The organism is Pseudomonas sp. MIACH (assembly GCF_001269925.1).
Taxonomy (GTDB): domain Bacteria; phylum Pseudomonadota; class Gammaproteobacteria; order Pseudomonadales; family Pseudomonadaceae; genus Aquipseudomonas.
The window spans coordinates 388667-415379 of record NZ_LHVO01000053.1 but is presented as its reverse complement, the minus strand read 5'-3'; the positions used below and the strand labels follow the sequence as shown (position 1 = coordinate 415379).

Genomic DNA, 26713 nt, shown 5'->3' with positions numbered 1-26713 from the left:
TTTTTACACTCTTGTAGGAACCAGTCTTACAGATAATTCACTCATATAGGTGCGATGAGTATGTAAGAAGCCTAAAGTTCTGTAGGAAATAAGGATGTAAGTAAATATGTTAAATGGAACTGAAACTACCGATTTTTCTCTGCCGGCTCCAGCAGTCGCAGGCGCCAGGCAAGGGGCATTTCCTGATAGTTGCGTGCGCAATGTTTACCTTGCCTACTCGGGAGCCTGTGAATTTCACTCAAAATATGTGAAGCACCGGAAAGTTCTGAAAGGCTCCATAAAACTGGAAACATCCGAATTGGTGTTTTTTTGTAGGGCATTTCCTTTATCGCTGTGGGTTGGGTCTCTGCTTGCTGTTGCTCGGGGGGGAACGCTATGCCAACTAGGAAACGACTAGGCTATTGTGTTTGCTCTAAATAATTCGAACAGCGAAATTGGACTTTCTCATGAATAAAGTGCTGATCGTAGATGATCATCCCGTCATTCGTCTTGCTGTACGTATGCTAATGGAACGTCATGGTTATGAGGTCGTTGCCGAGACCAATAACGGTGTCGATGCGTTGCAACTTGCACGGGAGCATATGCCGGACATTGTCATACTGGATATTGGGATTCCCAAACTCGATGGCCTGGAAGTTATCTGCCGGCTCTCGTCTACCAAGCAGGCGGTTCCGTTCAAGGTCCTGGTACTCACATCCCAGGCCCCAGGTCACTTTTCCATGCGCTGCATGCAGGCGGGCGCTGCTGGCTATGTGTGCAAACAACAGGACCTGACCGAGTTGCTGAGTGCGATCAAGGCGGTTTTATCCGGCTACAGCTATTTTCCAAACCAGGCGCTTAACTCGGTGCGCTCCACCATGGGCAATGCCAGCGAGGCCGATATGGTAGAGCGGTTGTCTGGCCGGGAAATGATGGTGTTGCAGCAATTGGCTCGGGGCAGAACCAACAAGGAGATCGCCGACGGTATGTTTCTAAGCAACAAGACTGTCAGTACCTACAAGACGCGCCTGCTGCTCAAGCTCAATGCCCGCTCTCTGGTGGATCTGATCGAATTGGCTCAGCGTAACGGCTTGGTATAGATGAGGGCACATAACTGCACCCAGGCAGCGTAACCGGCAGAAAAAAGCCTCCGTCAGGGAGGCTTCCGGCCGTCGACCGCTCGATCAGAGGTCGAAGTCGTAGTCGGCCAGTTGTTTTTGCAAGCGTCGTTCTTCCAGAAGGTTGTCGATAGTACGGCGTTTGCTCAGATTGGTCTTGGCCACCTCTGCTACAGGGGCTTCTACGCCATCGTCCTCCGACTCAACGAGGTCGTCTTCCACATCCAACTGTTCTTTGTCAGTGCTCATAACGTTAACTCCGGAGTAAGACTGCCGTTGGCGCCCCTTATAACGATAATCCATGAGTGGGTAAAAAAGATTTTTTCAATCGACTGATCGAAAAAGCCAATGAACCCTCAATCGTCCGACGTCTTGTCCTTGTATTCGCACAGGTCTTCAATGCGGCAACTGCCGCAGCGTGGCTTGCGGGCCTGGCAAACATAACGTCCATGCAGGATCAGCCAATGGTGGGAGTCGAGCAGGAATGGCTTGGGCACAAACTTCATTAACTGCTTCTCCACTTCAACCACGTTCTTGCCACGGGCAATACCGGTTCGATTACTGACCCTGAAGATATGGGTGTCCACGGCCATAGTGAGTTGCCTGAAGGCGGTGTTGAGCACCACGTTGGCGGTTTTGCGGCCCACCCCTGGCAGGGCTTCCAACGCTTCGCGGGTTTGCGGCACTTCGCTGCCGTGCAGTTCTACCAGCAAGCGGCAAGTCTCGATGACATTCTTGGCCTTGCTGTTGTAGAGGCCGATGGTCTTGATGTATTCCGACAACCCTTCCACACCCAGCGCATAAATCGCCTCTGGGGTGTTTGCCACAGGGTATAGCTTGGCCGTGGCCTTGTTGACGCCAACGTCTGTGGATTGGGCCGACAGGATCACTGCAATCAGTAACTCGAACGGCGAGGAGTAGGCCAGTTCGGTCTTGGGTTCCGGATTGTCTTCGTGAAGCCTGCGGAAAATTTCCAGGCGTTTTGCGGCGTTCATGGGGTGGAAGGTTCCTTGCGGGCAGTCAGCGTAGTTTCGAATAGTGGAGCCAGGTCTGGAACCCTGCGAGCAGTCACCGGGCAGGATAACCCCGACAGGTATCAATGTGGTGCCGGCGATGGGCCGTAACAACCCCACGATGATCAGTTATGTGCCATGGGCATCTACCTGGCGTTGCGCGTCGTCGAGCTTATGTTGCGCGTCGGCCAATTGCTGCGGATCGGCGTGTTGATCCAGAGCTTTCTTCAACTCGGCCCGACGCATCGCCAGTTGGATTTTGGCGCGTTTAAGGTCGGCGTTGTTGGCGGCTGGCAGCGGTTTCGCGGGCGTGTCGTTCTGGTCCAGGGCGGCCAGTGCCTGCTCCGCGGCTTCGAACTGCTGTTGCAGGACTATCAGCTGGGATTGCTGCTCAAAGGTCGGCGGGTGCCCAAAAGCCTTCAAGGATTTGTGCAACTGGGCGCGGCTCATGGCCACATTGATCTTGGCTTTTTTCACCGCCGCATCCAGGGCGGCCCGCGCTGCGTCAAGTGGCAAGGGTTGCACCGATGCTGAGCGCTTGGCCCGTGCCAAACGCTCGGCAATCCTGTGTTCTTCTTCCCGTTGCAGGCGCGCATTGCGTTGTTCAAAGCGGCGCCGGGCACGGTCGCGCTTTAAACCTCGCTCACGGCGTTGATCGTCGTTGGCGGCCAGGCCTCCGACGATCGGCAGCCCTGCGGCCAGCGGGCGCATCTCAATGCAATCGACAGGGCAGGGCGCCACACAGAGGTCGCAGCCGGTGCACTCATCGATGATAACGGTGTGCATCAACTTGGCAGCGCCGACAATCGCGTCGACCGGGCAGGCCTGGATGCATTTGGTGCAGCCGATGCACTCGGCCTCGCGGATGTAGGCGACCTGGGCCGGGGCTTCACCGCAGCTGGTGTCCAGTTCCAGAACTGGCACACGCAGCAATAGCGCAAGGCCAGCGATGGTCTCCTGGCCTCCGGGCGGGCACTTGTTGATCGCCTCGCCTCGGGCGATGCCTTCGGCGTAAGGCTTGCAGCCCGGGTGCCCGCACTTGCCGCATTGGGTCTGTGGCAGCAGCGCGTCGATACGTTGAATCAGGTTCATGGAGTGATCATTGGCATGCCGGTTGAACAAACAGGGTCTGATTATCCGGCAAGCGAGAAAGGGGGACTAGCTGAAAAGCCCCGTCGCTGAAACGACAGGGCTGTCTTGCAGGCTTACTTGATGCGTTGACCAGGCTTGGCGCCGCTGTCCGGGCTCAACAGGTAGATCTCTTCACCGCCGGGGCCGGCCGCCATCACCATGCCTTCGGAGATACCGAACTTCATTTTCCGTGGCTTGAGGTTGGCGATCATCATGGTCAGGCGACCATCGAGCTTGGATGGATCCGGATAAGCGCTCTTGATCCCGGAGAACACGTTGCGCTGTTCATCACCGATATCCAGTGTCAGGCGCAGCAGCTTGTCCGCGCCTTCCACGGCTTCGGCCTTGATGATCAGCGCAACACGCAGGTCTACAGCAGCAAAGGCGTCGAACTCGATTTCCGGAGAAAGCGGGTCCTTGGCCAGCTCGCCGTTACCGGCCGGCTTGGATTCGCCGGTATCGGTCTGGCTGGCGGCCAGGTCTTCTTTCGAGGCGTCGGTCATGGCCTGGACCTTGACTGGGTCGATACGGGTCATCAATGGCTTGAACTCGTTCAACTGATGGTTACTGAGCCAGGTGGCGTGGTCGTTCCAGGTCAGCGGCGCGACGTTGAGGAACGCCTCGGCGTCGGCGGCCAGCAATGGCAGTACCGGTTTGAGGAAGATCACCAACTGGCGGAACAGGTTGACGCCTGTGGCACAAATCGCCTGGACCTCAGCCTGCTTGCCTTCCTGTTTGTTCAGCGACCATGGAGCCTTATCGGCGATCCAGGCGTTGGCACGGTCGGCCAGGCCCATGATCTCGCGCATGGCGCGGGCAAAGTCGCGGGCTTCATAGGCGTCGGCGATGCTTGGCGCGGCGGCCAGGAACGCTTCAGTCAACTCTGGCGCGGCGTTCTCGGCCACCAGCAGGCCGGCGTTACCCTTTTGGATAAAACCGGCGCATCGGCTGGCGATGTTGACGACTTTGCCCACGAGGTCCGAGTTGACCTTCTGCACGAAGTCTTCCAGGTTCAGGTCCAGGTCGTCGACGCCACGGCCCAGCTTGGAGGCGTAGTAGTAGCGCAGGTATTCGGGCGACAGGTGATCCAGGTAAGTGCGCGCCTTGATAAAGGTGCCACGTGATTTGGACATTTTCTGGCCATTGACCGTCAGGTAGCCGTGTACTGCGATGCCGGTCGGCTTGCGGTAGCCCGAACCTTCGAGCATCGCTGGCCAGAACAGGGCGTGGAAGTTGACGATGTCCTTGCCGATGAAGTGGTACAGCTCGGCGGTCGAGTCCTTGCTCCAGAACGCATCGAAGTCCAGCTCCGGCGTACGGTCGCAGAGATTCTTGAAGCTGGCCATGTAGCCGATCGGCGCGTCCAGCCACACGTAGAAGTATTTGCCGGGCTCGCCTGGGATCTCGAAGCCGAAGTACGGCGCATCGCGGGAGATGTCCCACTGTTGCAGGCCGGCGTCCAGCCATTCGGCGATCTTGTTCGCCACGGCGTCCTGCAGGGTGCCGCTGCGGGTCCAGGTTTGCAGCATCTGCTGGAAATCCGGGAGTTTGAAGAAGAAGTGCTGGGAATCCTTGAGCACCGGAGTAGCGCCGGAAATCGCCGACTTAGGATCCTTCAGGTCGGTGGGTGCATAGGTGGCACCGCATTTTTCACAGTTGTCGCCGTACTGGTCTTCAGTGCCGCATTTCGGGCAGGTGCCCTTGATGAAGCGGTCGGCCAGGAACATTTTCTTTTCCGGGTCGAAATACTGGGTGATCGAGCGCGTGGCAATGTGCCCGGCGTCCTTCAACCGCAGGTAGATCTGGCTCGACAGCTCGCGGTTTTCTTCGGAGTGGGTCGAGTGGAAATTGTCGAAATCCACCAGGAACTCGGCAAAGTCGGCGCTGTGTTCAGCCTGCACATTGGCGATCAGTTGTTCCGGGGTGATCCCTTCCTTTTCGGCGCGCAGCATGATGGCCGAACCGTGGGCGTCGTCCGCGCAGACATAGATGCATTGATTGCCGCGATGCTTCTGGAAGCGCACCCACATATCGGTCTGGATGTACTCAAGCATATGGCCAAGATGGATAGAACCATTGGCATAGGGCAGGGCGCTGGTGACGAGGATCTTGCGTGGCTCGGACATGGGGCTCGGCTACTTGATGAAACGGAGGTCGGCCACTATAAAGCGCCGGGAAATTTATTTCACCCCGTGGCGCTGTTTCAGAATCTTCCGCACCTGCGAAAGCATGCCGCAATGCCGCTGGAACGGTTAGGATAGCCGCCTGTTTCAGTCAGTCTTTTTTCGGGAGTAGCCCATGAGCGCCGTCAATCGCGCAGCGGTGGAAGCCGTTCTTCGCCAGTACACCGACCCCTATTTGAACCAGGACCCGGTCAGCGCCGGCTGTGTACGCGCCATCGAGGTCCAGGGGGATCAGGTGTCGGTCCAGTTGGAGCTGGGTTATGCCGCCGGCCTGTTCAAGAAGGGCTGGGCGCAGATGCTGCAAATGGCCATTGAAGGCCTCGACGGTGTGGGTGCCGCCAAGGTCGACATCCAGTGCGTCATCGCACCGCACAAGGCCCAGGCGCAGATTCCAGGGCTGGCCAACGTTAAGAACGTGGTCGCCGTGGCGTCCGGCAAGGGCGGCGTGGGGAAATCCACCACTGCAGCCAACCTGGCCTTGGCCCTGGCCCGTGAAGGCGCGCGGGTGGGCATTCTCGACGCCGACATCTACGGCCCAAGCCAAGGCGTGATGTTCGGTATTGCCGAAGGCACGCGGCCGAAGGTCAAGGACCAGAAGTGGTTTGTGCCGATCGAGTCCATGGGCGTGGAAGTCATGTCCATGGCGTTCCTGACGGATGACAACACGCCGATGGTGTGGCGTGGACCGATGGTCTCCGGCGCCTTGCTGCAATTGGTCACCCAGACCGCCTGGGGCGACCTGGATTACCTGGTGATCGACATGCCGCCAGGCACCGGCGATATCCAACTGACCCTGGCGCAGAAAGTCCCGGTGGCAGGCTCTGTGATCGTGACCACTCCCCAGGATCTTGCGCTGCTGGACGCCAAGAAAGGCGTGGAGATGTTCCGCAAGGTCAACATTCCGGTGCTGGGTGTCGTGGAGAACATGGCCGTGCACATCTGTTCCAACTGCGGTCACGCCGAGCATCTGTTCGGTGAGGGCGGTGGTGAGAAGCTGGCGACCCAATACGGCGTTGAACTGCTGGCCTCGTTGCCGTTGTCGATGGTGATCCGTGAACAGGCTGATGGCGGCAAGCCCACTGTAGCGGCAGAGCCCGATGGTCAGATCGCCATGATCTACCAGGAACTGGCTCGCCATGTGGGCGCGCGGATCGTCCTGCAGGAAGCGTCTGCGCCGGCAATGCCGACGATTACGGTCAGCGACGACTGAGTTCGTTGAAGGGCAAGAAGCCTCGACTTTGTCGGGGCTTTTTCTTGCCTGAAGATCGGTCAAGGGGCTTGAGTTACGCTTTTACGCAATTGCGGGTGTAAGCATTCACTTACTTTTTCGTAAGTGTTTGGTTTTTTTACTCGGTGCACGCCGCTAAAAATCTTGAGAGTTTTTTCTATCTATTTGAAATATAACAACTATTTATCTGTGTTTGGGCGCTGGAACTTGTCGGTGTCCACGTTGGATCCCGTTGTACTTCCCTTGGAACTCTCTAACATCAGCCCTGTGTCCACGGATTGACACAGCCATCAAGGAACGATGGTTGAAGGAACGTCGCAGGATGCGATTCATCAGGATGATGAAAAGGAACACAGGGACTAGGGAAAAAATGTGGGCGGGTCATACCGCCCCTTTTTTTGCCTGTAGAAAAGTGAACGCCTGCCCCTAAACGCAAAAAAGGCCCGCAAGGGGCCTTTTTGGGAGGGCAGCAGCGCGTTAGCGCTCAAGGTCTTTGATTTTGCCCTTCTTGCCATCCCACTCTTCCGCGTCTGGAAGCGGTTCTTTCTTCTCAGTGATATTCGGCCAGATTTCCGCCAGCTCGACGTTCAACTGAATAAATTCCTGCATATCCGCCGGGACTTCGTCCTCGGAGAAAATGGCGACGGCCGGGCATTCAGGTTCACACAGGGCGCAGTCAATGCACTCGTCCGGGTGGATGACCAGGAAGTTCGGGCCTTCGTAGAAGCAGTCCACCGGACACACTTCTACGCAGTCGGTGTACTTGCACTTGATGCAGTTGTCGGTGACGACGAAGGTCATTTCTAATTCTCTCCTCAGGCGGCGGCAGCGAAACCCTTTGTGGTAGGGCTCGCGAGGTTCGGGAGCGATAGTCTGCAGGCCAGGCTAAAAGCCAGCAGCATCCCAAACCGCGCGAGAGTCTATCAGCTTGCAAGCCTTAGCGTTATATCCGAGTCTTCAGTGCATATAACATTTCGAGCGCTTTTCGCGGTGTCAACTCGTCCAGGTCAAGCTTTGCCAACTCATCCAGCACCGGATGGGGCAGGCTCGCGAACATATCGCTCTGGTGCGGTGCGGCGGGTTTACGGCTTGTCTTGGCAGGGCTGGCAACCACGGTTTCATGGGGCAGGGCCGTGGTTTCCAGGCGGCTGAGGTGCTCGCGGGCGCGGGTGATCACGTCGCTCGGCACACCGGCCAATTGCGCCACGGCCAGGCCGTAGCTCTGGCTGGCGGGCCCGGGCAACACATGGTGCAGGAACACGATGCGTTCGTTGTGCTCGGTGGCATTCAGATGCACGTTGGCCACCAGTGGCTCGCTTTCCGGCAGCACCGTCAGTTCGAAGTAGTGGGTGGCAAACAGCGTATAGGCACGCAGGTGCGCCAACCGCTCGGCGGCTGCCCACGCCAGGGATAGGCCATCAAACGTGCTGGTGCCGCGACCCACTTCGTCCATCAGCACCAGGCTGCGCTCGGTGGCGTTGTGCAGGATGTTGGCGGTTTCGCTCATTTCCACCATAAAGGTCGAACGGCCACCGGCCAGGTCATCGCTGGAGCCGATCCGGGTGAAGATGCGGTCTACCAGGGACAATTCACAACTGGCCGCTGGCACAAAGCTGCCGATATGCGCCAGCAGTACGATCAAGGCGGTTTGACGCATGTAGGTGGATTTACCACCCATGTTCGGACCGGTGATCACCAACATGCGGGTATCGTCGTCCAGCGATAGGTCGTTGGCGACGAATGGTGTGGTCAGCACCTGCTCCACCACCGGGTGACGCCCCTGCACGATGCGCATGCACGGTTCGCTGACAAAGCGCGGGCAGTTCAGGTCGAGGTTCAGCGCGCGCTCGGCGAGGTTGCTCAGTACGTCCAGTTCCGCCAGGGCTGCGGCGGTGTCCTGCAGCGGTGCCAGTTGGCTGATCAGGTCCTCAAGCAAGGCCTCATAAAGCATCTTTTCCCGCGCCAAGGCACGGCTTTTAGCCGACAGCGCCTTGTCTTCGAACTCTTTCAGCTCTGGCGTGATAAAGCGCTCGGCACCTTTGAGTGTCTGGCGGCGTTGATAGTCGATGGGCGCTGACTCGGCCTGCTTGCTCGGCAACTCGATAAAGTAGCCGTGCACGCGGTTGTAGCCAACCTTCAGGTTGGCCAGGCCGGTGCGGGCTTTTTCACGGGCTTCCAGATCAATCAGGAACTGCCCGGCGTTTTCGCTCAGGGATTGCAGTTCGTCCAGTTCGCTGTCATAGCCGGTCTTGAGCACGCCGCCGTCACGAATGATCGCTGGTGGGTTGTCGATGATGGCCTTTTCCAGCAGCGCTGCCAGTTCCGGGTAGGTGCCGGCCGTCATGGCGAGTTGTTGCAGGTGCGGTGTATCCAGTTCGGTCATCGCCACTTGTAGTTGTGGCAGGGCGCTGAGGGCATCGCGCAGACGCGCCAAGTCGCGGGGGCGCGCGTTGCGCAGGCCGATCCGCGCCAGGATGCGCTCGATATCGCCGATTTCCTTCAACTGCGGTTGCAGCTTTTCAAACCGATAGCCGTCCAGCAAGCAGGTAATAGACGTCTGACGCGCTTGCAGCACAGTCAAATCCCGCAGCGGACGGTTCAGCCAACGGGTCAACAAGCGGCTGCCCATGGCGGTCTGGCAACGGTCGACCACCGACTGCAGGGTGTTATCACGCCCGCCTGACAGGTTGGTGTCCAGTTCCAGGTTGCGACGGCTCGCGCCATCGAGCACCACGGTATCGTCCAGACGCTCATGACGCAGGCTGCGCAAGTGCGGCAGGGCGGTGCGCTGGGTTTCCTTGGCGTAGCTGAGCAGGCAACCGGCGGCGCCGATGGCCAGGGTCAGGGTTTCGCAGCCGAAACCCTTAAGGTCTTGCACCGAGAACTGCTGGCACAGACTTTTCAGTGCCGAGTCACGCTCGAAATCCCACGGCGCACGGCGTTTTGTCCCACGGCGTTTTTCGGCGGGCAGATCCTTCGGCCAATCATCCGGGATCAACAGCTCCACCGGGTTGATGCGCTCCAACTCCGCCAGCAGGTTCTCCCAACCCTTAATTTCCAGCACGCTGAAATTGCCGCTGGTGATATCCAGCACCGACAGTCCGAACAAGCGCTCATCGCCCAACACCGCAGCGATCAGGTTATCGCGACGCTCATCCAGCAGCGCCTCATCACTCACCGTCCCCGGCGTAATAATGCGCACCACCTGGCGTTCCACCGGCCCCTTGCTGGTGGCCGGATCGCCGATCTGCTCACAGATCACCACCGACTCGCCCAGCTTCACCAGCTTGACCAGGTAGCCTTCCAACGAGTGGTAAGGAATTCCGCACATCGGAATCGACTGCCCCGCCGACTGCCCGCGCGCGGTCAGGGTGATGTCCAGCAACTTGGCGGCCTTCTTCGCGTCTTCATAGAAGATCTCGTAGAAGTCGCCCATGCGATAGAACATCAACTGATCAGGGTGCTGGTTTTTCAGGCGCCAGTACTGCTGCATCATCGGGGTGTGGGAAGACAGATCGGACGTGTTTTTACTCATTGGATAATAGGCAAATTCGTTGAAAGGAGTGGGGCAAAGGTGGGGCACTTGGCCCTGCTGATTTTGCAATGGCCGCAAGGTTAACACGCGCGGTCGGCCCTTCGCAGGTCGCAAACGGATAGGTAAAACGCAAAGGGGGCGACGCATTTACTTAAATGCGCGAGGTTTATTGCACGCAAGCAACGCTGTTGGCGCGCAACGGAGAAAGCCTTCTTCTCAGTACGCTGACACGATTGCCTTGGCCAGTTGCATGTCGGACATAAGAGGCGCGGCGTAGGTCGAGCGATAGTACCGAGATGCCTGTTCAAACTCAGCACCGCGGATCTCTCCGTCCGAACCGATAAAAGCAAGGGCATCGGTTTTGGAGGATGTGAAAAGCTTTGGCGCATCGGTCGTGAGAGAGGTAGTCCCCGCAACCAGGATGGTTGGCAAGAACGTCGAATACATCAGCGCTTTATCGAAAGGGTTGGCATTTTCAGCGGCCACTGCTGGGGCGCCGATCAATACCATGACAGCGATTGCCAGAGTCTTCCATGAGTCCATTCTTCGAAGCTTCCATTTCTATAAGAGGGGCGCACGATAGCAGAGCTGGTCACTTTGCAGATATAAGGCGCCGTCGACACTGGGGCGGGTTGCTGTGCTTGACGGGGTGGTCTTTAGCTCTCGACTCATCAGTTCGCCCCATAGAAATGGTTCAGCACTATCAATTCAATCACCGCGACGAAACAGCACAGAACAATGAATCCGGGGCTGAAAACCCGCTTGCGATTAGAGCCCCCGTCGCCCAGCGAGCTTAAGTCTGCGCCGTCGGAAATCAACATTAGGAGCGCCAGCACGGCGTATATCCACGCCTTGCCCCAGAAGCTCTGATTTCTCCATTCGGTCATTCGTGGTCTTCCGCATACCGCTTTAAATTGAGGTGAATGGGCGTTGGCGGCAAGGTTAGCACGCAAGGTTGGGGGCTTCGCAGGTCCTAAACGGATAGGCAGAAACTAAAAGTGGGGGCGACCTTTTTTGTCCTTTAGCCCATCCTTGGTCAACGCTTCATTGCGTTGCACTGAGTGCGCAAATCGCTATTGCTGATGTTTTCGCAGCTGGCGCCACTTTGCTGGGCGTTGCAATACGCTCGTTGGTCAGAGTGCAACTTGCCGCAAAGGTGTACCCACTGAACATCAACAAAATGGCAAGCACGAGTTTCATTACTTTCTTCCTTGGCTTGCCAGGAATCAGCCTGGCGCTGTTTGAGCACATTGCATCAAGTACCGCGGTGCTCATGTCAAATTGACATTATTTTGCCCGGGAGTTCCGCTGATGTGCATGGAATATGCAAATTAGCATTTGCCAACCCCAAAAACTCCCGTCACTATCGCCGTTATGCAAAAACGCAACGTTTCTATTGTCTTAAGAGAGCTGTTGGACCGCGACCGGATCTCCCCCACGGAGCTTCACCGGCGTACTGGCGTGCCTCAATCCACATTGTCCCGGATCCTCAGCGGCAAGATCGTTGATCCTTCGGATAAACACATCTCGCGCATCGCCGAGTACTTCCGCATCAGCACCGACCAGCTGCGCGGACGCGCGGCGGTGGGCGCTTTGCGCGATGAAGGGCGCGACCCGATGCATTCGGAACTCAAGGATATAAGCCTGTGGGATGACGACACCCCCGTTAATGATGACGAGGTGTCGATCCCCTTTCTGCGCGAGGTTGAATTGGCTGCTGGATCAGGGAGATTCGTCATCGAGGAAAGCGAGAAGGCCAGCCTGCGTTTTGGAAAACGCAGTCTGCGACACAACGGTGTGCAGTTCGACCAGGCCAAGTGTGTGACGGTGCGCGGCAACAGTATGCTGCCGGTACTGCGCGACGGCGCGACGGTAGGAGTGAATGCGGGTAAAAGTGGCATTGGCGACATCGTCGATGGCGACTTGTATGCCATCAACCACAATGGCCAACTGCGGGTGAAACAGCTCTATCGCCTGCCTTCCGGTATTCGCCTGCGCAGTTTCAATCGCGATGAACACCCGGATGAGGACTACAGCTTCCAGGATATTCAGGATGAGCAGATCAGCATCCTTGGTCATGTATTCTGGTGGGGTATGTACGCCCGTTAACCTCCTTGCGTAAGAGAAAGCCCGCCATTGAGCGGGCTTTTTTTGGCCTGTGGAAAATCGCCAAACCCTTTGTCCATAACGCCTGAAATGCATCAGCGCATTATTTGGATGAAAATAAATGCATTTACGCATTGACTGTATATGCATACATGCATATTCTTCATCTCAAGCCAGCCGATAAGGTCTGGTGGAGGCGGCAAGGATGCTGCCAAGGAAGACAAGGAAGGCACGCAACATCGGCAAGGACGCCATCCGAGCGATGGCAGGGACGCCAGGCAACACCGGCAAGGATGCCGACGCTCTTTAGTTTCACAGCTTTGCAAGAACAGGCAGCGATGAGCCGGCCTCAACGGTTCAGAGGGTTGGCAACTGACCCGGATGTGCAGCGTAAAGCATCGAAGCAGTTACCCCGCACACAGGGATCGTGGTCGGAAAAACAATGAGGAAAGATCCGTACCGCGCCAGTAGCGCCGAAAGATCGAATCTGGACCGCATTACTGAAAAGCCTGGGCAACCGGGCTTTTTGGAATGCCTACCTCTAAATGGAATTACCCAAAAGCCGGCCCATTGCCGGGATTGCTCAGCCAGGAGGCGTGACATGACAAACGAGCAGCAAGCGTTAGCGGAAATGCCTATCTGGCTGGTGATCGTACTGGCCCTGATCGGCGGCGTATCCGGCGAAATGTGGCGGGCTGACAAGGAGGGCGCCCGCGGCTGGTCGCTGGTTCGGCGTCTGGCTCTGCGGTCCGGTGCATGCATGGTCTGCGGAGTCTCGGCATTGATGCTGTGCTACGCCGCAGGCATGTCGATCTGGACCGCCGGCGCCATTGGCTGCCTGACGGCCATGGCTGGTGCAGACGTCGCCATCGGCCTTTATGAACGCTGGGCGGCCAAGCGCATCGGGGTCAATGAGACCCCGCCATCCCACCCGGATCAGCAGTAATCGCTGCAAGGACGCAACAGATGACACCTATCGAAAAAACCTCACAACTGCCCACGGCGATTGGGATGGTGCTAAAGAGTGCCTTCCCACAATTGCTTGTAGGCAATCACCAGGGTTTCATCGGCGCCGAAGACAAAGCCGGTGTGCTGATCAGGGTGGAGCTCAACGCCCCAGGCGCTCGCTCCCCTGACGGACGCAAGGCCCACACCTTGTTGGTTTCACTCAAGGCTATGGTTCCCAGCGGGTCAGACGCGTTTGACGCCTGTGACCTGGCCAGCCAGTTGATGGACCTGGCCCTGGATAATCGCTGGGGCCTGCCGTCCGACCAGTGCGACGTGCCCACATCCATGATCGCGGCGCCCTTCGGACGTAACGGCGTCGAAACGGACTACGACACCTGGATCGTGTCCTTCACCCAGACCCTTTATATCGACCGGGCCCTGCTCGACGATCCTACAGGCAAAGCGCTATTTTCTCGCGGCTGGGACGTGTTGAACATCGACGATCCGGATCAGTATCGCCCGCTGCAGGAGTAGTCCAGTTTGACGCGCTGTTATGCATGCAACTGGGGGCTACCCGGTGACGGGCTATCGCAGTTCGATAAGTCCCCGTTCGTCACTATCCCCCCGGCGCATCGACGGTGGCATCAATGGGCTGGAGGCCCGTTTGCAGTTGTGGACGCCGGCGAGGGCGGCGTTATGCGTTTCCTAGTCGCCTACCGGTTATCGGGCTATGTCTTGCTGGCGGTATGAAGCGCAGCTTGAGCGCTTGTTGGCTGCACACTTGCAAGCGCTCGATCTGGCCAGGCCTGCGCGCGCCGTCGCCCGCTAATCTCTTGTTCCAGTCTGTCGCTTGCATGAGCGATTTGCTCCTGTAGGGTAGGCAAACCCCCGTCCAATTCTGGAGATCACCGTGAAGGAAATCACCCAACTTGCCGCTGACCTGGGTCGCCGCTTGCAGGTGCTCAATGCCCACGTCACTACCGCCGAGTCCTGTACAGGCGGCGGTATCGCGGAAGCCATCACGCGGATCCCAGGGAGTTCGTCCTGGTTCGAAGCGGGGTATGTCACCTATTCCAATCGGCAGAAGACCCGGCAGTTGAACGTGCCGGAGGGGTTGTTTGCAAAAGTCGGGGCCGTCAGCCAGGAGGTGGTTGAGGCCATGGCGCGCGGCGCGCAGGAGAAAAGCCTGGCGCGCTTTGCCGTGGCGGTCAGCGGTGTGGCGGGGCCGGACGGTGGTTCGGCGGACAAACCGGTGGGCACCGTGTGGCTGGCCTTTGGCGTTGGTGATGAGGTCACGGCCGAGCTTCAGCACTTCCCCGGCAACCGCGACGAGGTTCGTCGACAAACGGTAAAGGCTGCGCTGGAGGGCTTGTTGCGACGAGCTGCAGCAGAAATAGAAAATCAGGGGTAGGCGATCTCTGATCTTTATGGAACAATACTGTCTACTTATACAGGTGTTGGCCGCCAGGCCTTATTGATTACGTGAGGACTTTAATGGACGACAACAAGAAGAAAGCCTTGGCTGCGGCCCTGGGTCAGATCGAACGTCAATTCGGCAAGGGTGCCGTAATGCGTATGGGCGATCACGACCGTCAGGCGATCCCGGCTATTTCCACTGGCTCTCTGGGTCTGGACATCGCGCTCGGCATTGGCGGTCTGCCAAAAGGCCGTATCGTTGAAATCTACGGTCCTGAATCTTCCGGTAAAACCACCTTGACCCTGTCGGTGATTGCCCAGGCACAAAAAATGGGCGCCACTTGCGCGTTCGTCGACGCCGAGCACGCCCTGGATCCTGAATACGCGGGCAAGCTGGGCGTCAATGTCGACGACCTGCTGGTTTCGCAGCCGGACACCGGTGAACAAGCCCTGGAAATCACCGACATGCTGGTGCGCTCCAACGCCATCGACGTGATCGTGGTCGACTCCGTGGCAGCCCTGGTACCCAAGGCTGAAATCGAAGGCGAAATGGGCGACATGCACGTGGGCCTGCAAGCCCGTCTGATGTCCCAGGCGCTGCGTAAAATCACCGGTAACATCAAGAACGCCAACTGCCTGGTGATCTTCATCAACCAGATCCGTATGAAAATCGGCGTGATGTTCGGCAGCCCGGAAACCACTACCGGTGGTAACGCGCTGAAGTTCTATGCGTCGGTCCGTCTGGACATCCGCCGTACCGGCGCGGTGAAAGAAGGTGACGAGGTGGTTGGTAGCGAAACCCGCGTCAAAGTCGTGAAGAACAAAGTGGCTCCGCCTTTCCGCCAGGCTGAATTCCAGATTCTCTATGGCAAGGGTATCTACCTGAACGGCGAAATGATCGACCTGGGCGTGCTGCACGGCTTCGTCGAGAAATCCGGTGCCTGGTATGCGTATAACGGCAGCAAGATCGGTCAGGGTAAGGCCAACTCGGCCAAGTTCCTGGCGGACAACCCGGATATCGCGGCCACGCTTGAGAAGCAGATCCGCGACAAGCTGCTGACCCCGGCGCCAGACGTGAAAGCTGCCGCCAACCGCGAGCCGGTTGAAGAAGTAGAAGAAGCTGACACTGACATCTGAAGCAAACGATGACTGTTGTACTGGATACACTCGTCGCCGTTCGGCGCACCGCAATGGACCTGCTCGCTCGCCGCGAGCATGGTCGAGTCGAGCTGACGCGCAAACTGCGTCAGCGCGGCGCGGAACCCGAGATGATCGAAACCGCCCTTGACCGTTTGACGGAAGAGGGGCTGCTTTCGGAATCCCGTTACCTCGAAAGTTTTGTCTCCTACCGAGCCCGTTCCGGCTACGGCCCAGCGCGTATTCGCGAAGAGCTGAGCCAGCGCGGTTTGCAACGTAATGATATTGACCTTGCCCTGCGCGAGTGCGGTATCAGTTGGCAGGCGCAACTGGAAGACACTTGGCGTCGAAAGTTCTCTGGTCATCTCCCCATCGATGCGAGAGAACGCGCGAAACAAGGCCGCTTCCTGAGTTATCGCGGTTTTTCGATGGAGATGATCAGCCGCTTACTCAGTGGTCGAGATATGGACGACTGAACACCTTGTTGTGTGATGAACGGCCTTGTTGTGTGGTGAATGGGCTTGTTGTGGCGAGCGGGCTTGCCCCGCGTCGGGCTGCGAAGCAGCCCCAATGGCCTCACCTTCGATCTAACTTGAAATACCAAAACTGAAGCACCAAAAAAGGCCCGCTATGAAAATAGCGAGCCTTTTTGCGTTTCTGGATTTCACGCCGGCTGCGGCGCTACCCGCTGTTGCGTCTTCCCCTGAGCCTGTGCCCAGTTCTCCGGCAAGTTGATGTAATCCACCAGTTCTCGCAACCGGCCCTGATCGCGGCCATTGAAGTTGAACACCAACCGCGTCAAATGGCTGAACCTCGGTTCGTCATGCTCCTCACCCGTATAGGCAAGTTGCTGGAAATCCCCACTCAACCGCAGGCTGGCAAATTCACTCTGCAAATGAGCCAGCGCTCGATCGCTGAGTGGATGATTCATGCGAACCACAAACTCCCGCTTCAACCAGCGCGTGGAGTGGAAGTTGGCATAGAACTGATTGATCTCCTCCACTGCCTCTTCAGCGCTGTACACCAGGCGTACCAGCTTGAGGTCGGTGGGCAGGATGTAGCGATTGGCTTCCAGTTGGCTGCGGATAAAGTCCAGCGCGCCCTGCCAGAAACCTCCCCCCGGCGCATCCAGCAACACCACCGGTACCAGCGGGCTTTTGCCGGTCTGGATCAGGGTCAATACTTCCAGGGCTTCATCCAGGGTGCCGAAACCACCTGGGCACAACACCAACGCGTCGGCTTCCTTGACGAAGAACAGCTTGCGGGTAAAGAAGAAGTGGAAGGACAGCAGGTTCTCGGTGCCATCGATAGTCGGGTTGGCATGCTGTTCAAACGGCAGGGTAATGTTGAACCCCAGGCTGTGTTCCAGGCCTGCCCCTTCGTGGGCCGCCGCCATGATGCCGCCGCCACCACCGGTGATCACCATCAGGTCCGAGCGCGCCAGCGCTGCACCTACTTCACGGGCCAGGGCGTACAGGGGGCTTTCTACCGGGGTGCGTGCCGAGCCGAACACCGTGACCTTGCGGCGCCCCTTGAACTGTTCGAGTACGCGGAAGGCATGGTCCAATTCGCGGATAGCCTGCAGGGTGATCTTGGCATTCCAACGGTTGCGGTCGTCCTGAGCCATGCGCAGCACGGTAAGGATCATGTCGCGATAGAGAGGGATATTCGGGCTGTTGGGCGCTATCTGTTGGAGTTGAGCTTCGACCTGCTGCGTAAGGTCAGCGCCGTTTTCTTCAAAATGCCGGAGCAGGCGGTCATTCGGTTCGTAAGGCATTCAACGTCTCCTTCTTCACAGAGGCTGGGCCAACGGCGAGAGATTCGTCCGCAGGCCACGACACTGCATGTGTCGCTGCATGCCCAAGGCATTGCACGTGTTTGCCGGGCGGCAAATGGGCTCTGTATGTTCCTTGTGATTTAAAAACCTTTGCACTGCAAGTCGCAGGAGGGCAACCCTGTTTTGCCCTGAAAATGTTACAGAACGACATGGAAGCCGTTGTGAACGGGCGGTTGGGATGACTTGATCATGGGCCGAAAAACCCTTGGCTGGCAACCGCTTATTGGCCACTCAGTAGGGAGTTTAGCTGCCTGCGGGAAAATGAAGCGGGGGAGTGCGCGCTACTGGACAGCAGCGCGCGAAGGGGAAGCGCAGATTACTTTTTCTTCTTGGCGGCAGCCGGTGCCGGGCAATCCGCTTCCACGAATTTCACCGATGCCACAGGACGGTTAGTCTTGTTTTCAGTGATTTCGTAGCGCATCACTGCGCCCTTGGCCATCAGCTCGCGATAACCTTTGTTCAGGCACACGCTCTGCCCCAGTTGGAAGTACACAGCCTTGGGGTTGGCGCGCATCTGTTCGGCACGGTCGGGCAAGACGCTCAGGTGATCGATTAACTGCATTCCTTCAACGGTGTAGGCGACTTCCAGGGTTTTATCGTCGATTTCCCGGGGCAGGTCTTTGTTGCTTTCAGCCGCGACGCTTTGCAGCTTCCTGTTCATTTGGGCCTCCAGCAGCGAGGCCGCCTGGGCGCCCACAGGCAATACCAACGCAAGTGCGATGGATGGGGCGGCAAGACGCAGCATGGAACGCAGCATGAAACTCTCCTGATTCGGTTACTGGTGCATAGACCAGCCACTGCGCTGTGCGTTCAGTGGCGCGCAATTATAGGTGACCCCTTGCCACTACAGCCAGGCGTATCGCTGTTAAACTGCGGCCACTTCAGCCTCCACGAGTTTTCTCCGTGTCGATCTACCCCCCTGTACGGCGCATCCGATGAGCCACGCCGTCTCCCGCCTGCGTACCCAGCGCCTGGCACGCGCGATCAAACCCTTCGTCAATCGAGGCTCCCGTGCCGAGCGTTGTCCCGGCTGCCGGGTCATCCCCGAGTATTGTCTGTGTGCCTGGCGTCCCCGTGTCGCGGCCCAGTCGGCCATGTGCCTGCTGATGCACGATGTCGAACCGATGAAGCCCAGCAACACCGGCTGGCTGATCGCCGACGTGATCGACGACACCAGCGCATTCGCCTGGTCGCGCACTGAAGTCGACCCGGATTTGCTCACCCTGCTCGCTGACCCGCAGTGGCAGCCCTACATCGTGTTTCCCGGCGAATTCGTGGCGCCCGAGCGTGTCGTCAGTACCGTGACGGTGGCAAAAGGCAAGCGCCCGCTGTTCATCCTGCTGGACGGCACCTGGAGCGAAGCACGCAAAATGTTCCGCAAGAGTCCGTATCTGGAACATCTGCCGGTATTGAGCCTGGCACCTGAGCAACTCTCGCGCTACAAACTGCGCCGCTCCAAGCGCGATGACCATTTCTGCACCGCCGAAGTCGCGGCCCTGTGCCTGGAGCTGGCCGAGGACGCCGCTGCAAGCGAAGTGCTGGATGCCTACCTGGATGTATTCAGCACCCACTACTTGGCTGCCAAGTTCCAGTTACCGCTGGACCCGACCGACAGGGTCCATACTCGTCTTGCGCCCTATATACCCGAGCTATAGCCAGACGACGTTTGCATGATGGCACCGTAAACCTGCCCCTCGCTAAAATGCCCATGGGCGTAGTGCTTGACCCTCCAGGCTGCGCTGGGCATGCTGAGCGCCGATTGGGGCGTAACCGTGAATTTTCGACGTCGTTTCAGGTGCTTTTGACGTTGAACCTGCCCTGTGGCGATGGCTGCCTGGCCGTTGCCTTGTGTACTGGCGAACCCTGAACCCATCAGGGCTGCCATAAAAAACAGGATCATTTAATCAATGGCCACATACGAAATCCTGATAGCCGATGACCATCCGCTGTTTCGCAGTGCATTGCACCAGGCCGTGACGCTGGGCCTTGGCCCGGATGTGCGCCTGGTTGAAGTGGCCAGCATTGCCGAGCTGGAAGCCCGCCTTACCGAAAAGTCCGACTGGGATCTGGTGCTGCTCGACCTCAACATGCCCGGCGCCTACGGCTTCTCAGGCCTGGTGCTGCTGCGCGGGCAATACCCGCAGATTCCCGTGGTGATGGTTTCGGCCCAGGAAGACGCTGACGTGGTGGTGCGCTCCAAGGAGTTTGGCGCCAGCGGTTTTATCCCCAAGTCCAGCGCCATGGAAGATATCCAGAACGCCGTGCGTAAGGTGCTCGACGGTGATGTGTCCTGGCCGCCGCAAGCGTTTGAAGAAATCAACGTGTCCGATGAAGCCAAAGCCGCCCGCGATGGCCTGGCCAGCCTGACGCCGCAGCAGTTTCGAGTGTTGACGATGGTCTGCGAAGGGTTGCTGAACAAGCAGATCGCCTATGAGTTGAGCGTGTCGGAAGCGACCATCAAGGCTCACGTCACAGCGATCTTTCGCAAACTCGGGGTGCGCACGCGGACCCAGGCGGCGCTGCTCTTGCAACAACTTGAGTCAATTTCGCAGCATTAAGTTGTTACCGATTCACGCTTTTTTGACTTTGCGTGATCTAGTTTCCCCACTTCTTTGGTTCAGTTGCCTACGTCTATGTCGCCTTTCAAGGGTCAAACCGGTCTCAAACGTATCTTTAATGCAGGGGGTTATTCCCTGGATGGCCTGCGCGCGGCTTTCACCGGTGAGGCGGCGTTCCGCCAACTGGTGCTGCTGAACGTCATCCTGATCCCTCTGAGCTTTTTCCTGCACGTCAGCCGTGTCGAACGGGCGCTGTTGATTGCGGTGTGCCTGTTGGCCTTGATCGTTGAATTGCTCAATTCGGCGGTAGAAGCGGCCATCGACCGTATCTCCCTCGACCGCCACCCCCTGTCGAAAAACGCCAAGGACATGGGCAGCGCCGCGCAATTCGTGGCACTGACCATGATTACTCTGGTGTGGGTGGTGATCCTGATCTAACGATCAGGCAATGCTCGGCAGCACGATCTCGTCGCTGCGCTGAACCCCGGCGGTAAAAGCACGGCACAGCTCCAGGAACTCGCGCATCGCCGAGGTCTGGTATTTCTGCTTGTGCCAGATGAAATAGAACTGTCGCGCCAGGTCCAGGTCCGGGGTTTCCACCGGTACCAGGCTGCCGCGGCGGAACGCATCGCGCAGTGCCAGGCGAGAGATGCAGCCAATCCCCAAACCCGACTCCACCGCCCGTTTGATCGCCTCGGTGTGCTCCAGCTCCAGGCGGATATTCAGCGCGCTGCGGTGATGGCGCATGGCCTGGTCAAAGGTTAGGCGCGTGCCCGAGCCTTGTTCCCGCAGGATCCATGCCTCATGGGTCAACTCTTCCAGGGTGGCCACACCGCGCTTGGCCAGGGGGTGCTGAGGCGCACAGAACACTACCAATTCATCCTCTACCCAGGTTTGCACCTCGATATCCGGGTGGCTGCAGTCGCCTTCGATTAGACCCAGGTCAATTTCGTAGTGCGCAACCTGGTGCACGATATTGGCAGTGTTCTGCACGTGCAGCTTCACCTGGCTTTCCGGGTGCTGCTGCATGAAGCTGCCGATCAGCAGGGTGGCCAGGTAATTACCAATGGTCAGGGTAGCGCCGACCGCCAGGGAGCCGAAGCCGGACTTACCGTTGAGCAGGTCTTCGATCTCCTTGGCCTGGTCCAGCAGCGCCACCGCTTGAGGCAACAGCTGATGGCCCAAGGCGTTGAGACTCAGGCGTTTACCGGCGCGGTCGAATAATTGGCAGCTGGATTGGCGCTCCAGCTCGGTAATCGAGGTGCTGGCGGCGGATTGAGATAAGGCCAGAAGGCCAGCAGCGCGAGAGACGCTTTCCTGCTGGGCGACGGCGACGAAGACTTGCAGTTGACGGAGAGTAAATCGCATATCGATATAACCGATAACCCTTATCTTAATAATCCAGTTAACAGATATTGTCGCCGCCATTAGAATGCTGTGCAATTGCGCATCTACACCTTTGGCGCAGACCCATTTCCAGGAGTCCCCCGTACATGAGCAACATGAACCACGAGCGTGTCCTCAGTGTTCATCACTGGAACGACACTCTGTTCAGCTTCAAGTGCACCCGCGATCCGGGCCTGCGCTTCGAGAACGGTCAGTTCGTGATGATCGGCCTGCAACAGCCCAACGGCCGCCCGCTCATGCGCGCTTACTCCATTGCCAGCCCGAACTGGGAAGAGCATCTGGAGTTCTTCAGCATCAAGGTGCCGGATGGCCCGCTGACTTCCCAATTGCAGCACTTGAAGGAAGGCGACGAGATCATCATCAGCAAAAAACCGACAGGCACCCTGGTGCTTGACGATTTGAAGCCGGGCAAACACCTGTACCTGCTCAGCACCGGTACTGGCCTTGCTCCATTCATGAGCGTGATCCAGGACCCGGAAACCTACGAGCGTTTCGAAAAAGTGATCCTGTGCCACGGCGTGCGTTACGTCAACGAAGTCGCTTACCGCGAATTCATCACCGAGCACCTGCCGCAGAACGAGTTCTTCGGCGAGGCCCTGCGTGACAAGTTGATCTACTACCCGACCGTGACCCGCGAGCCATTCGAAAACGAAGGCCGCCTGACCGACCTGATGCGCAGCGGCAAGCTGTTCAGCGACATCGGCCTGCCACCGATCAACCCCGAGGACGACCGCGCCATGCTGTGCGGCAGCCCAAGCATGTTGGACGAGACCAGCGAAGTGCTGAACAGCTTCGGCCTGAAGGTTTCGCCACGCATGCGTGAGCCGGGTGATTACTTGATCGAGCGCGCGTTCGTCGAGAAATAACTGCGGTAAAAAATGTGGGAGGGGGCTTGCTCCCGATGGCGGTGGGTCAGTCGATATACAAGTTGACTGATCCACTGCCATCGGGAGCAAGCCCCCTCCCACATTGGGTTTCCGGTTTATCCCGCCGGAACCACTTCCAACACACAAATCATCCCAGCCTCAGGATAGTGCCAGCGCACATCCACATCCCAGAACTGCGCCCCGTATTCGCGCTCCGGCCCTGGCGTCTGGTACGCCGGCCGTGGATCCTGTGCCAGGCACTGATCGATCAACTCCACCAATGGCTCCCCAAGGCGCTGGGCGTGGCCTTGTGCCTGCTGCAGCGCCGTCTTCAGCCACTGCACGGCAATCAGCTGCGGCGCACCGCTGGCGATGTTGTTGGTGGCCGTGTCGATGATGTCGGCGTAGGGCACATACGGCTTGATATCCAATACCGGTGTGCCATCGAGCAAATCGATCCCGGAAATCCACAGCCGCCCCGGCTCGACCTTGTCCAGCTTGACCACTGACTGGCCAATCCCGTTGGGCCGATGAGTCGCGCGGGTCGCAAACACGCCCATGGACGTGTTGCCGCCCAGGCGGGGCGGGCGTACTTTCAGGCGGGGCTTGTCTTCCAAGGCCTGGTGGAACAGAAACAACAGCCACACGTGGCTGACCTGCTCCAGGCCCTGTACCGCTTCACCCTGGTCGAACGGCGCCACCAACTCCAGCACGCCCCGCGCGGCAGGCGCCAGTTGCGGTTGGCGCGGGATGGCGAACTTCTCCTTGAAGCAGGAGCGTACGAAGCCGACGGGCGAGACCTGGTAACTCATGGCTTACGCGCGAACCCGCAGCGTCAGGCCCTTGAGGAAGTTGCGCAGCAACTGGTCGCCACAGGTGCGGTAGTTGGTGTGGCCGAACTTGCGGAACAGCGCGCTCAGCTCAGGTTTGGACACCGGGAATTCGGCAGCCTTGAGGATGGCGTGCATGTCGTCTTCCTTAAGTTCGAAGGCCACGCGCAGCTTCTTGAGGATGATGTTGTTGGTCACCGGCGTTTCGATCGGCTGCGGCGGACGGCTTTCGTCCTTGCCGCGCTTGAAAATCACCAAGCCATCGAGGAAGTGGGCCATGACGTCATCCGGGCAGAACACAAAGCCCTCTTCCTCGTCTTTCTTGAGGTAAGTCAGCAGGTCTTCCTTGGTCACGTCCATGCCGCCGAGCTTGATGAGCTCGACCATCTTGTTGTCGCTGATGTCGAGCATGTAGCGCACGCTGCGCAGTACGTCATTGTGAATCATGGTGGGCAATCCTGGTTTTCAACGGTGGGCGCCGCCGGGTGGGGCGGTGCCTGGAAAGGGGAGGCGGCTTAGAACTTCTCTTTGCCGGACAGGTAACGCCATTGGCCAACTGGCACTTTGCCGATGGACACGCCGCCGATACGAATGCGGCGGATGGCGATGACCTTCAGGCCAACGGCTTCGCAGAACAGGGCGATCACGCCCGGTTGCGGGTTTTTCATCGCAAAGCGCAGGCGATTTTCGTTCTGCCAGCTGGCTTTTACGGCTGGCAGCTCTTTGCCTTTGTAGGTCAGGCCGTGGTTCAGGCGGTTGAGGCCGTGGGCAACCATGTCGCCTTCAACCTCTACCACGTATTCCTGCTCGATCTTGGCGGCATCGGCGGTCAACTTGCGCAGAATCTTCCAGTCCTGGGTAAACACCAACAGGCCGCTGGCCTTGGCTTGCAGGTCGGCGCTGGCGGTCAGGCGCAGGAAATGGCCCTTGAGCGGACGCTTGCTGAAGCGGTGTTCTTCGGACAGGGTTTCGGCGCTGATCGAGGCCATTGCCGTCTCGGCATCGACACCAACCGGGGCATGGAACAGGATGGTCACCGGCTCTGGCGCGGTGGCCTTGGCCTCTGGGTCCAGTTCGACCTTCTGGGTGGTGATCTTGAATTGCGGTTCGTCGATCACTTCACCGTCCACCGAGACCCAGCCGCCTTCGATAAACAGCTCAGCCTCCCGACGGGAGCAACCGACCAGTTCGATAAGGCGTTTGGAGAGGCGTATGGGGTCAGTCATGACAAGGGCCGTAACAAAAGGGGGCGGCTATTGTACCTGTGTGGGCGCGGTTAATCCCGACCCCATTTCATTTAGCCCTGGCGGGCCTGTTGTTGTGGCTGGCGCAAGCGCAGGTGCAGCAGTGGATAAGGCTGCCCCAGGCCGTCATGCTCGGTGCGTCCGACCACTTCGAAACCCTGCTTGAAATAGAATCCCAGCGCTTGGGGATTCTGCTCGTTAACGTCCAGCTCGTCGGCATTCATGCAGTCGATCGCATAACGCAGCAACTGCCGGCCGAGGCCCTGGCCCCGGTATGCCGGGTCTATAAACAGCATTTCCACCTTGCCGCACGCCACCCCGGCGAACCCGCTGATACGTTGGCGTGCGTCTTTGGTGCAGATCAGCATCACCGAATCCAGGTAGCGGGTCAGCAGCAGATTTTTCAGTCGCACGATATAACTGTCCGGCAAAAAATCATGGGTGGCCCGCACCGAGGCCTCCCAGATGCGCGCCAACTCTACGTAGTCGCTGGCTTTAGGTGTGTGGATAACCGAATGCTGGCGCATGCCTGCTGCCCCTTGCCATGATTGGCGTTGATGGGCAAAACGATAGACCTAAAAAAGCCCCGCATCTTGTCCAGAGGCAGGGCTTTTCAAGTTTTTTCGATCAGTCGCGCTTTTCAGCCCACAGATCGTATTCATCAGCGTCGGTCACGGTGCACCAGACCTTGTCACCTGGCTTCAGGCCGCTGGCATCGTCGATAAACACGTTACCGTCGATTTCCGGTGCATCGAAGAAGCAACGGCCGACTGCGCCTTGCTCGTCGACTTCGTCGATCAGTACTTCGATTTCCTTGCCGATACGCAGTTGCAGGCGCGCCGAGCTGATCGCCTGCTGGTGCGCCATGAAGCGCTCCCAACGGTCCTGCTTGACGTCATCCGGGACCACGGCCAGGTCGAGCAGGTTGGCCGGGGCACCTTCCACGGGCGAGTACTGGAAGCAACCCACACGATCCAGTTGCGCTTCGGTCAGCCAGTCCAGCAGGTACTGGAAGTCTTCTTCGGTTTCGCCGGGGAAGCCGACGATGAAGGTCGAGCGGATGATCAGCTCGGGGCAGATCTCGCGCCAGTTCTTGATACGCGCCAGGGTCTTGTCTTCGAAGGCTGGGCGTTTCATGGCCTTGAGCACTTTCGGGCTGGCGTGCTGGAACGGGATGTCCAGGTACGGCAGGATCTTGCCGGCAGCCATCAACGGGATCAGCTCGTCCACATGCGGGTACGGGTAGACGTAGTGCAGGCGCACCCACACGCCCAGGCTGCTGAGGGCTTCGCAGAGTTCGGTCATGCGGGTTTTCACCGGCGCGCCGTTCCAGAAGCCAGTGCGGTATTTCACGTCGACGCCGTAGGCGCTGGTGTCCTGGGAGATCACCAGCAGCTCTTTGACGCCGGATTTGACCAGGCGCTGGGCCTCGTCGAGCACGTCACCCACCGGACGGCTGACCAGCTTGCCGCGCATCGACGGGATGATGCAGAAGCTGCAGCTGTGGTTGCAGCCTTCGGAGATCTTCAGGTACGCATAGTGACGCGGGGTCAGCTTGATGCCTTGCGGCGGTACCAGGTCGATCAGCGGGTTGTGATCCTGGCGCGGTGGCACCACCTGGTGCACGGCATTGACCACCTGCTCGTACTGCTGCGGGCCGGTCACGGCCAGCACGCTTGGGTGCACGTTGCGGATATTGCCTTCTTCCACCCCCATGCAGCCGGTCACGATGACCTTGCCGTTTTCCTTGATGGCTTCGCCGATCACTTCCAGGGACTCTGCCTTGGCCGAGTCGATGAAGCCGCAGGTGTTGACCACCACCACATCAGCGTCCTGGTAAGTGGACACAACGTCATAGCCTTCCATACGCAGTTGCGTGAGGATGCGCTCGGAATCGACGAGCGCCTTCGGGCAACCCAGGGAAACAAAGCCAACCTTGGGGTTGGCTTTTGCGATGGTGGTGGACATGTCTAACCTCGGTATTGAATGACGCCGCCAGTCGGGCACGACAGGGCTGCGGACGGGCGCTTGCTGCGCCTCTGATCAAAAAGTGCGCAATTCTAGCGACGGGCAACGCACTTGACCAGCTTTATGCAGGGAAATGCGACGAGTGCTGCGCTATGCTTCGCGCCGTTGCCCACGGGTAAAACCCTTGGGTCAATAAAACGTCTGTTACG

29 protein-coding genes are annotated in these 26713 nt (G+C 58.4%); 12 read left to right on the top strand and 17 right to left on the bottom strand.

The window, feature by feature from the left end; translation table 11 throughout:
* The first annotated feature begins 446 nt into the window (after positions 1-446).
* Positions 447-1079 carry a response regulator transcription factor gene (locus AD670_RS22400; RefSeq protein WP_027604587.1) on the top strand — a complete coding sequence of 211 codons (633 nt, stop codon included), beginning with the start codon at positions 447-449 and terminating at the stop codon, positions 1077-1079.
* 84 nt (positions 1080-1163) lie between these two features.
* Here AD670_RS22400 and AD670_RS22395 read toward each other — a convergent pair whose 3' ends face one another.
* The 4 genes from AD670_RS22395 to metG form a co-directional block, all read right to left on the bottom strand.
* Positions 1164-1346, bottom strand: a complete 183-nt coding sequence (locus AD670_RS22395; RefSeq protein ID WP_027604586.1) for a PA3496 family putative envelope integrity protein — start codon at positions 1344-1346, stop codon at positions 1164-1166.
* Positions 1347-1453: 107 nt separating this feature from the next.
* Positions 1454-2092, bottom strand: coding sequence for an endonuclease III (gene nth / locus AD670_RS22390; protein ID WP_053137477.1), 639 nt, complete (start codon positions 2090-2092; stop codon positions 1454-1456).
* A gap of 147 nt (positions 2093-2239) precedes the next feature.
* Complete coding sequence (gene rsxB / locus AD670_RS22385) at positions 2240-3202, bottom strand: electron transport complex subunit RsxB (RefSeq protein WP_053137474.1); 963 nt, start codon at positions 3200-3202, stop codon at positions 2240-2242.
* 113 nt (positions 3203-3315) lie between these two features.
* Positions 3316-5367, bottom strand: a complete 2052-nt coding sequence (metG, locus tag AD670_RS22380) for a methionine--tRNA ligase (protein WP_053137469.1) — start codon at positions 5365-5367, stop codon at positions 3316-3318.
* A 172-nt stretch (positions 5368-5539) separates the two neighbouring features.
* On the opposite strand from metG, the gene apbC reads away from it, so the two are divergent.
* The gene (apbC, locus tag AD670_RS22375) at positions 5540-6634 is read left to right on the top strand and encodes an iron-sulfur cluster carrier protein ApbC (RefSeq protein ID WP_053137464.1); all 1095 of its coding nucleotides are present in this window, start codon (positions 5540-5542) and stop codon (positions 6632-6634) included.
* Positions 6635-7129: 495 nt separating this feature from the next.
* Here apbC and fdxA read toward each other — a convergent pair whose 3' ends face one another.
* The 5 genes from fdxA to AD670_RS31730 all read right to left on the bottom strand — a co-directional run bounded on the left by fdxA (position 7130) and on the right by AD670_RS31730 (position 11387).
* A complete protein-coding gene (gene fdxA, locus AD670_RS22370; protein WP_053137462.1) occupies positions 7130-7453 on the bottom strand; it encodes a ferredoxin FdxA in 324 nt (107 codons plus the stop codon).
* 142 nt (positions 7454-7595) lie between these two features.
* Positions 7596-10187, bottom strand: a complete 2592-nt coding sequence (mutS, locus tag AD670_RS22365; protein ID WP_053137458.1) for a DNA mismatch repair protein MutS — start codon at positions 10185-10187, stop codon at positions 7596-7598.
* 216 nt (positions 10188-10403) lie between these two features.
* Positions 10404-10730, bottom strand: coding sequence for a DUF2388 domain-containing protein (locus AD670_RS22360; protein WP_053137455.1), 327 nt, complete (start codon positions 10728-10730; stop codon positions 10404-10406).
* 128 nt (positions 10731-10858) lie between these two features.
* On the bottom strand, positions 10859-11074 hold the full coding sequence (locus AD670_RS22355; RefSeq protein WP_053137452.1) for a hypothetical protein: 216 nt from the start codon (positions 11072-11074) through the stop codon (positions 10859-10861).
* 157 nt (positions 11075-11231) lie between these two features.
* Entirely contained in the window at positions 11232-11387 is a 156-nt protein-coding gene (locus AD670_RS31730; RefSeq protein ID WP_172681508.1) for a hypothetical protein, read from the bottom strand.
* A 174-nt stretch (positions 11388-11561) separates the two neighbouring features.
* On the opposite strand from AD670_RS31730, the gene AD670_RS22350 reads away from it, so the two are divergent.
* The 6 genes from AD670_RS22350 to recX all read left to right on the top strand — a co-directional run bounded on the left by AD670_RS22350 (position 11562) and on the right by recX (position 16270).
* Positions 11562-12296 carry an XRE family transcriptional regulator gene (locus AD670_RS22350; RefSeq protein WP_082341028.1) on the top strand — a complete coding sequence of 245 codons (735 nt, stop codon included), beginning with the start codon at positions 11562-11564 and terminating at the stop codon, positions 12294-12296.
* A gap of 598 nt (positions 12297-12894) precedes the next feature.
* Positions 12895-13239 carry a phage holin family protein gene (locus AD670_RS22345; RefSeq protein WP_053137446.1) on the top strand — a complete coding sequence of 115 codons (345 nt, stop codon included), beginning with the start codon at positions 12895-12897 and terminating at the stop codon, positions 13237-13239.
* A 20-nt stretch (positions 13240-13259) separates the two neighbouring features.
* A complete protein-coding gene (locus tag AD670_RS22340) occupies positions 13260-13775 on the top strand; it encodes a hypothetical protein (protein WP_053137443.1) in 516 nt (171 codons plus the stop codon).
* Positions 13776-14151: 376 nt separating this feature from the next.
* A complete protein-coding gene (locus AD670_RS22335) occupies positions 14152-14652 on the top strand; it encodes a CinA family protein (protein ID WP_053137441.1) in 501 nt (166 codons plus the stop codon).
* Positions 14653-14735: 83 nt separating this feature from the next.
* Positions 14736-15794, top strand: coding sequence for a recombinase RecA (gene recA, locus AD670_RS22330; RefSeq protein ID WP_048720087.1), 1059 nt, complete (start codon positions 14736-14738; stop codon positions 15792-15794).
* Positions 15795-15802: 8 nt separating this feature from the next.
* Positions 15803-16270: a recombination regulator RecX gene (gene recX / locus AD670_RS22325; RefSeq protein WP_053137438.1), complete on the top strand. Its 468-nt coding sequence runs from the start codon at positions 15803-15805 to the stop codon at positions 16268-16270.
* Between the two features lie 188 nt (positions 16271-16458).
* Here recX and AD670_RS22320 read toward each other — a convergent pair whose 3' ends face one another.
* Both AD670_RS22320 and AD670_RS22315 read right to left on the bottom strand, forming a co-directional pair.
* Entirely contained in the window at positions 16459-17571 is a 1113-nt protein-coding gene (locus tag AD670_RS22320) for a TIGR00730 family Rossman fold protein (protein ID WP_053137435.1), read from the bottom strand.
* Positions 17572-17947: 376 nt separating this feature from the next.
* Positions 17948-18388 carry a PA3611 family quorum-sensing-regulated virulence factor gene (locus AD670_RS22315; protein WP_053137432.1) on the bottom strand — a complete coding sequence of 147 codons (441 nt, stop codon included), beginning with the start codon at positions 18386-18388 and terminating at the stop codon, positions 17948-17950.
* A 178-nt stretch (positions 18389-18566) separates the two neighbouring features.
* Between AD670_RS22315 and AD670_RS22310 the strand changes: the two genes are divergently transcribed.
* The 3 genes from AD670_RS22310 to AD670_RS22295 all read left to right on the top strand — a co-directional run bounded on the left by AD670_RS22310 (position 18567) and on the right by AD670_RS22295 (position 20627).
* Positions 18567-19286, top strand: coding sequence for a tRNA-uridine aminocarboxypropyltransferase (locus AD670_RS22310; RefSeq protein WP_053137429.1), 720 nt, complete (start codon positions 18567-18569; stop codon positions 19284-19286).
* Positions 19287-19538: 252 nt separating this feature from the next.
* Complete coding sequence (gene erdR / locus AD670_RS22300) at positions 19539-20189, top strand: response regulator transcription factor ErdR (RefSeq protein WP_053137423.1); 651 nt, start codon at positions 19539-19541, stop codon at positions 20187-20189.
* A 75-nt stretch (positions 20190-20264) separates the two neighbouring features.
* A complete protein-coding gene (locus tag AD670_RS22295; protein WP_053137420.1) occupies positions 20265-20627 on the top strand; it encodes a diacylglycerol kinase in 363 nt (120 codons plus the stop codon).
* Between the two features lie 3 nt (positions 20628-20630).
* On the opposite strand, the gene AD670_RS22290 is transcribed toward AD670_RS22295, so the two are convergent.
* Entirely contained in the window at positions 20631-21557 is a 927-nt protein-coding gene (locus tag AD670_RS22290; protein WP_053137418.1) for a LysR family transcriptional regulator, read from the bottom strand.
* A 125-nt stretch (positions 21558-21682) separates the two neighbouring features.
* Between AD670_RS22290 and fpr the strand changes: the two genes are divergently transcribed.
* Entirely contained in the window at positions 21683-22462 is a 780-nt protein-coding gene (fpr, locus tag AD670_RS22285; RefSeq protein ID WP_003189055.1) for a ferredoxin-NADP reductase, read from the top strand.
* A gap of 116 nt (positions 22463-22578) precedes the next feature.
* Here fpr and tsaA read toward each other — a convergent pair whose 3' ends face one another.
* From tsaA to rimO, 5 genes are all read right to left on the bottom strand, one after another.
* Positions 22579-23274 carry a tRNA (N6-threonylcarbamoyladenosine(37)-N6)-methyltransferase TrmO gene (gene tsaA / locus AD670_RS22280; RefSeq protein WP_053137415.1) on the bottom strand — a complete coding sequence of 232 codons (696 nt, stop codon included), beginning with the start codon at positions 23272-23274 and terminating at the stop codon, positions 22579-22581.
* A 3-nt stretch (positions 23275-23277) separates the two neighbouring features.
* Positions 23278-23739: a DUF1456 family protein gene (locus AD670_RS22275; protein ID WP_053137413.1), complete on the bottom strand. Its 462-nt coding sequence runs from the start codon at positions 23737-23739 to the stop codon at positions 23278-23280.
* Positions 23740-23807: 68 nt separating this feature from the next.
* Positions 23808-24518 carry an rRNA pseudouridine synthase gene (locus tag AD670_RS22270; protein ID WP_053137410.1) on the bottom strand — a complete coding sequence of 237 codons (711 nt, stop codon included), beginning with the start codon at positions 24516-24518 and terminating at the stop codon, positions 23808-23810.
* Positions 24519-24589: 71 nt separating this feature from the next.
* On the bottom strand, positions 24590-25063 hold the full coding sequence (locus AD670_RS22265) for a GNAT family N-acetyltransferase (RefSeq protein ID WP_053137407.1): 474 nt from the start codon (positions 25061-25063) through the stop codon (positions 24590-24592).
* A gap of 100 nt (positions 25064-25163) precedes the next feature.
* Positions 25164-26504 carry a 30S ribosomal protein S12 methylthiotransferase RimO gene (gene rimO, locus AD670_RS22260; RefSeq protein ID WP_046384502.1) on the bottom strand — a complete coding sequence of 447 codons (1341 nt, stop codon included), beginning with the start codon at positions 26502-26504 and terminating at the stop codon, positions 25164-25166.
* Between the last annotated feature and the right edge of the window lie 209 nt (positions 26505-26713).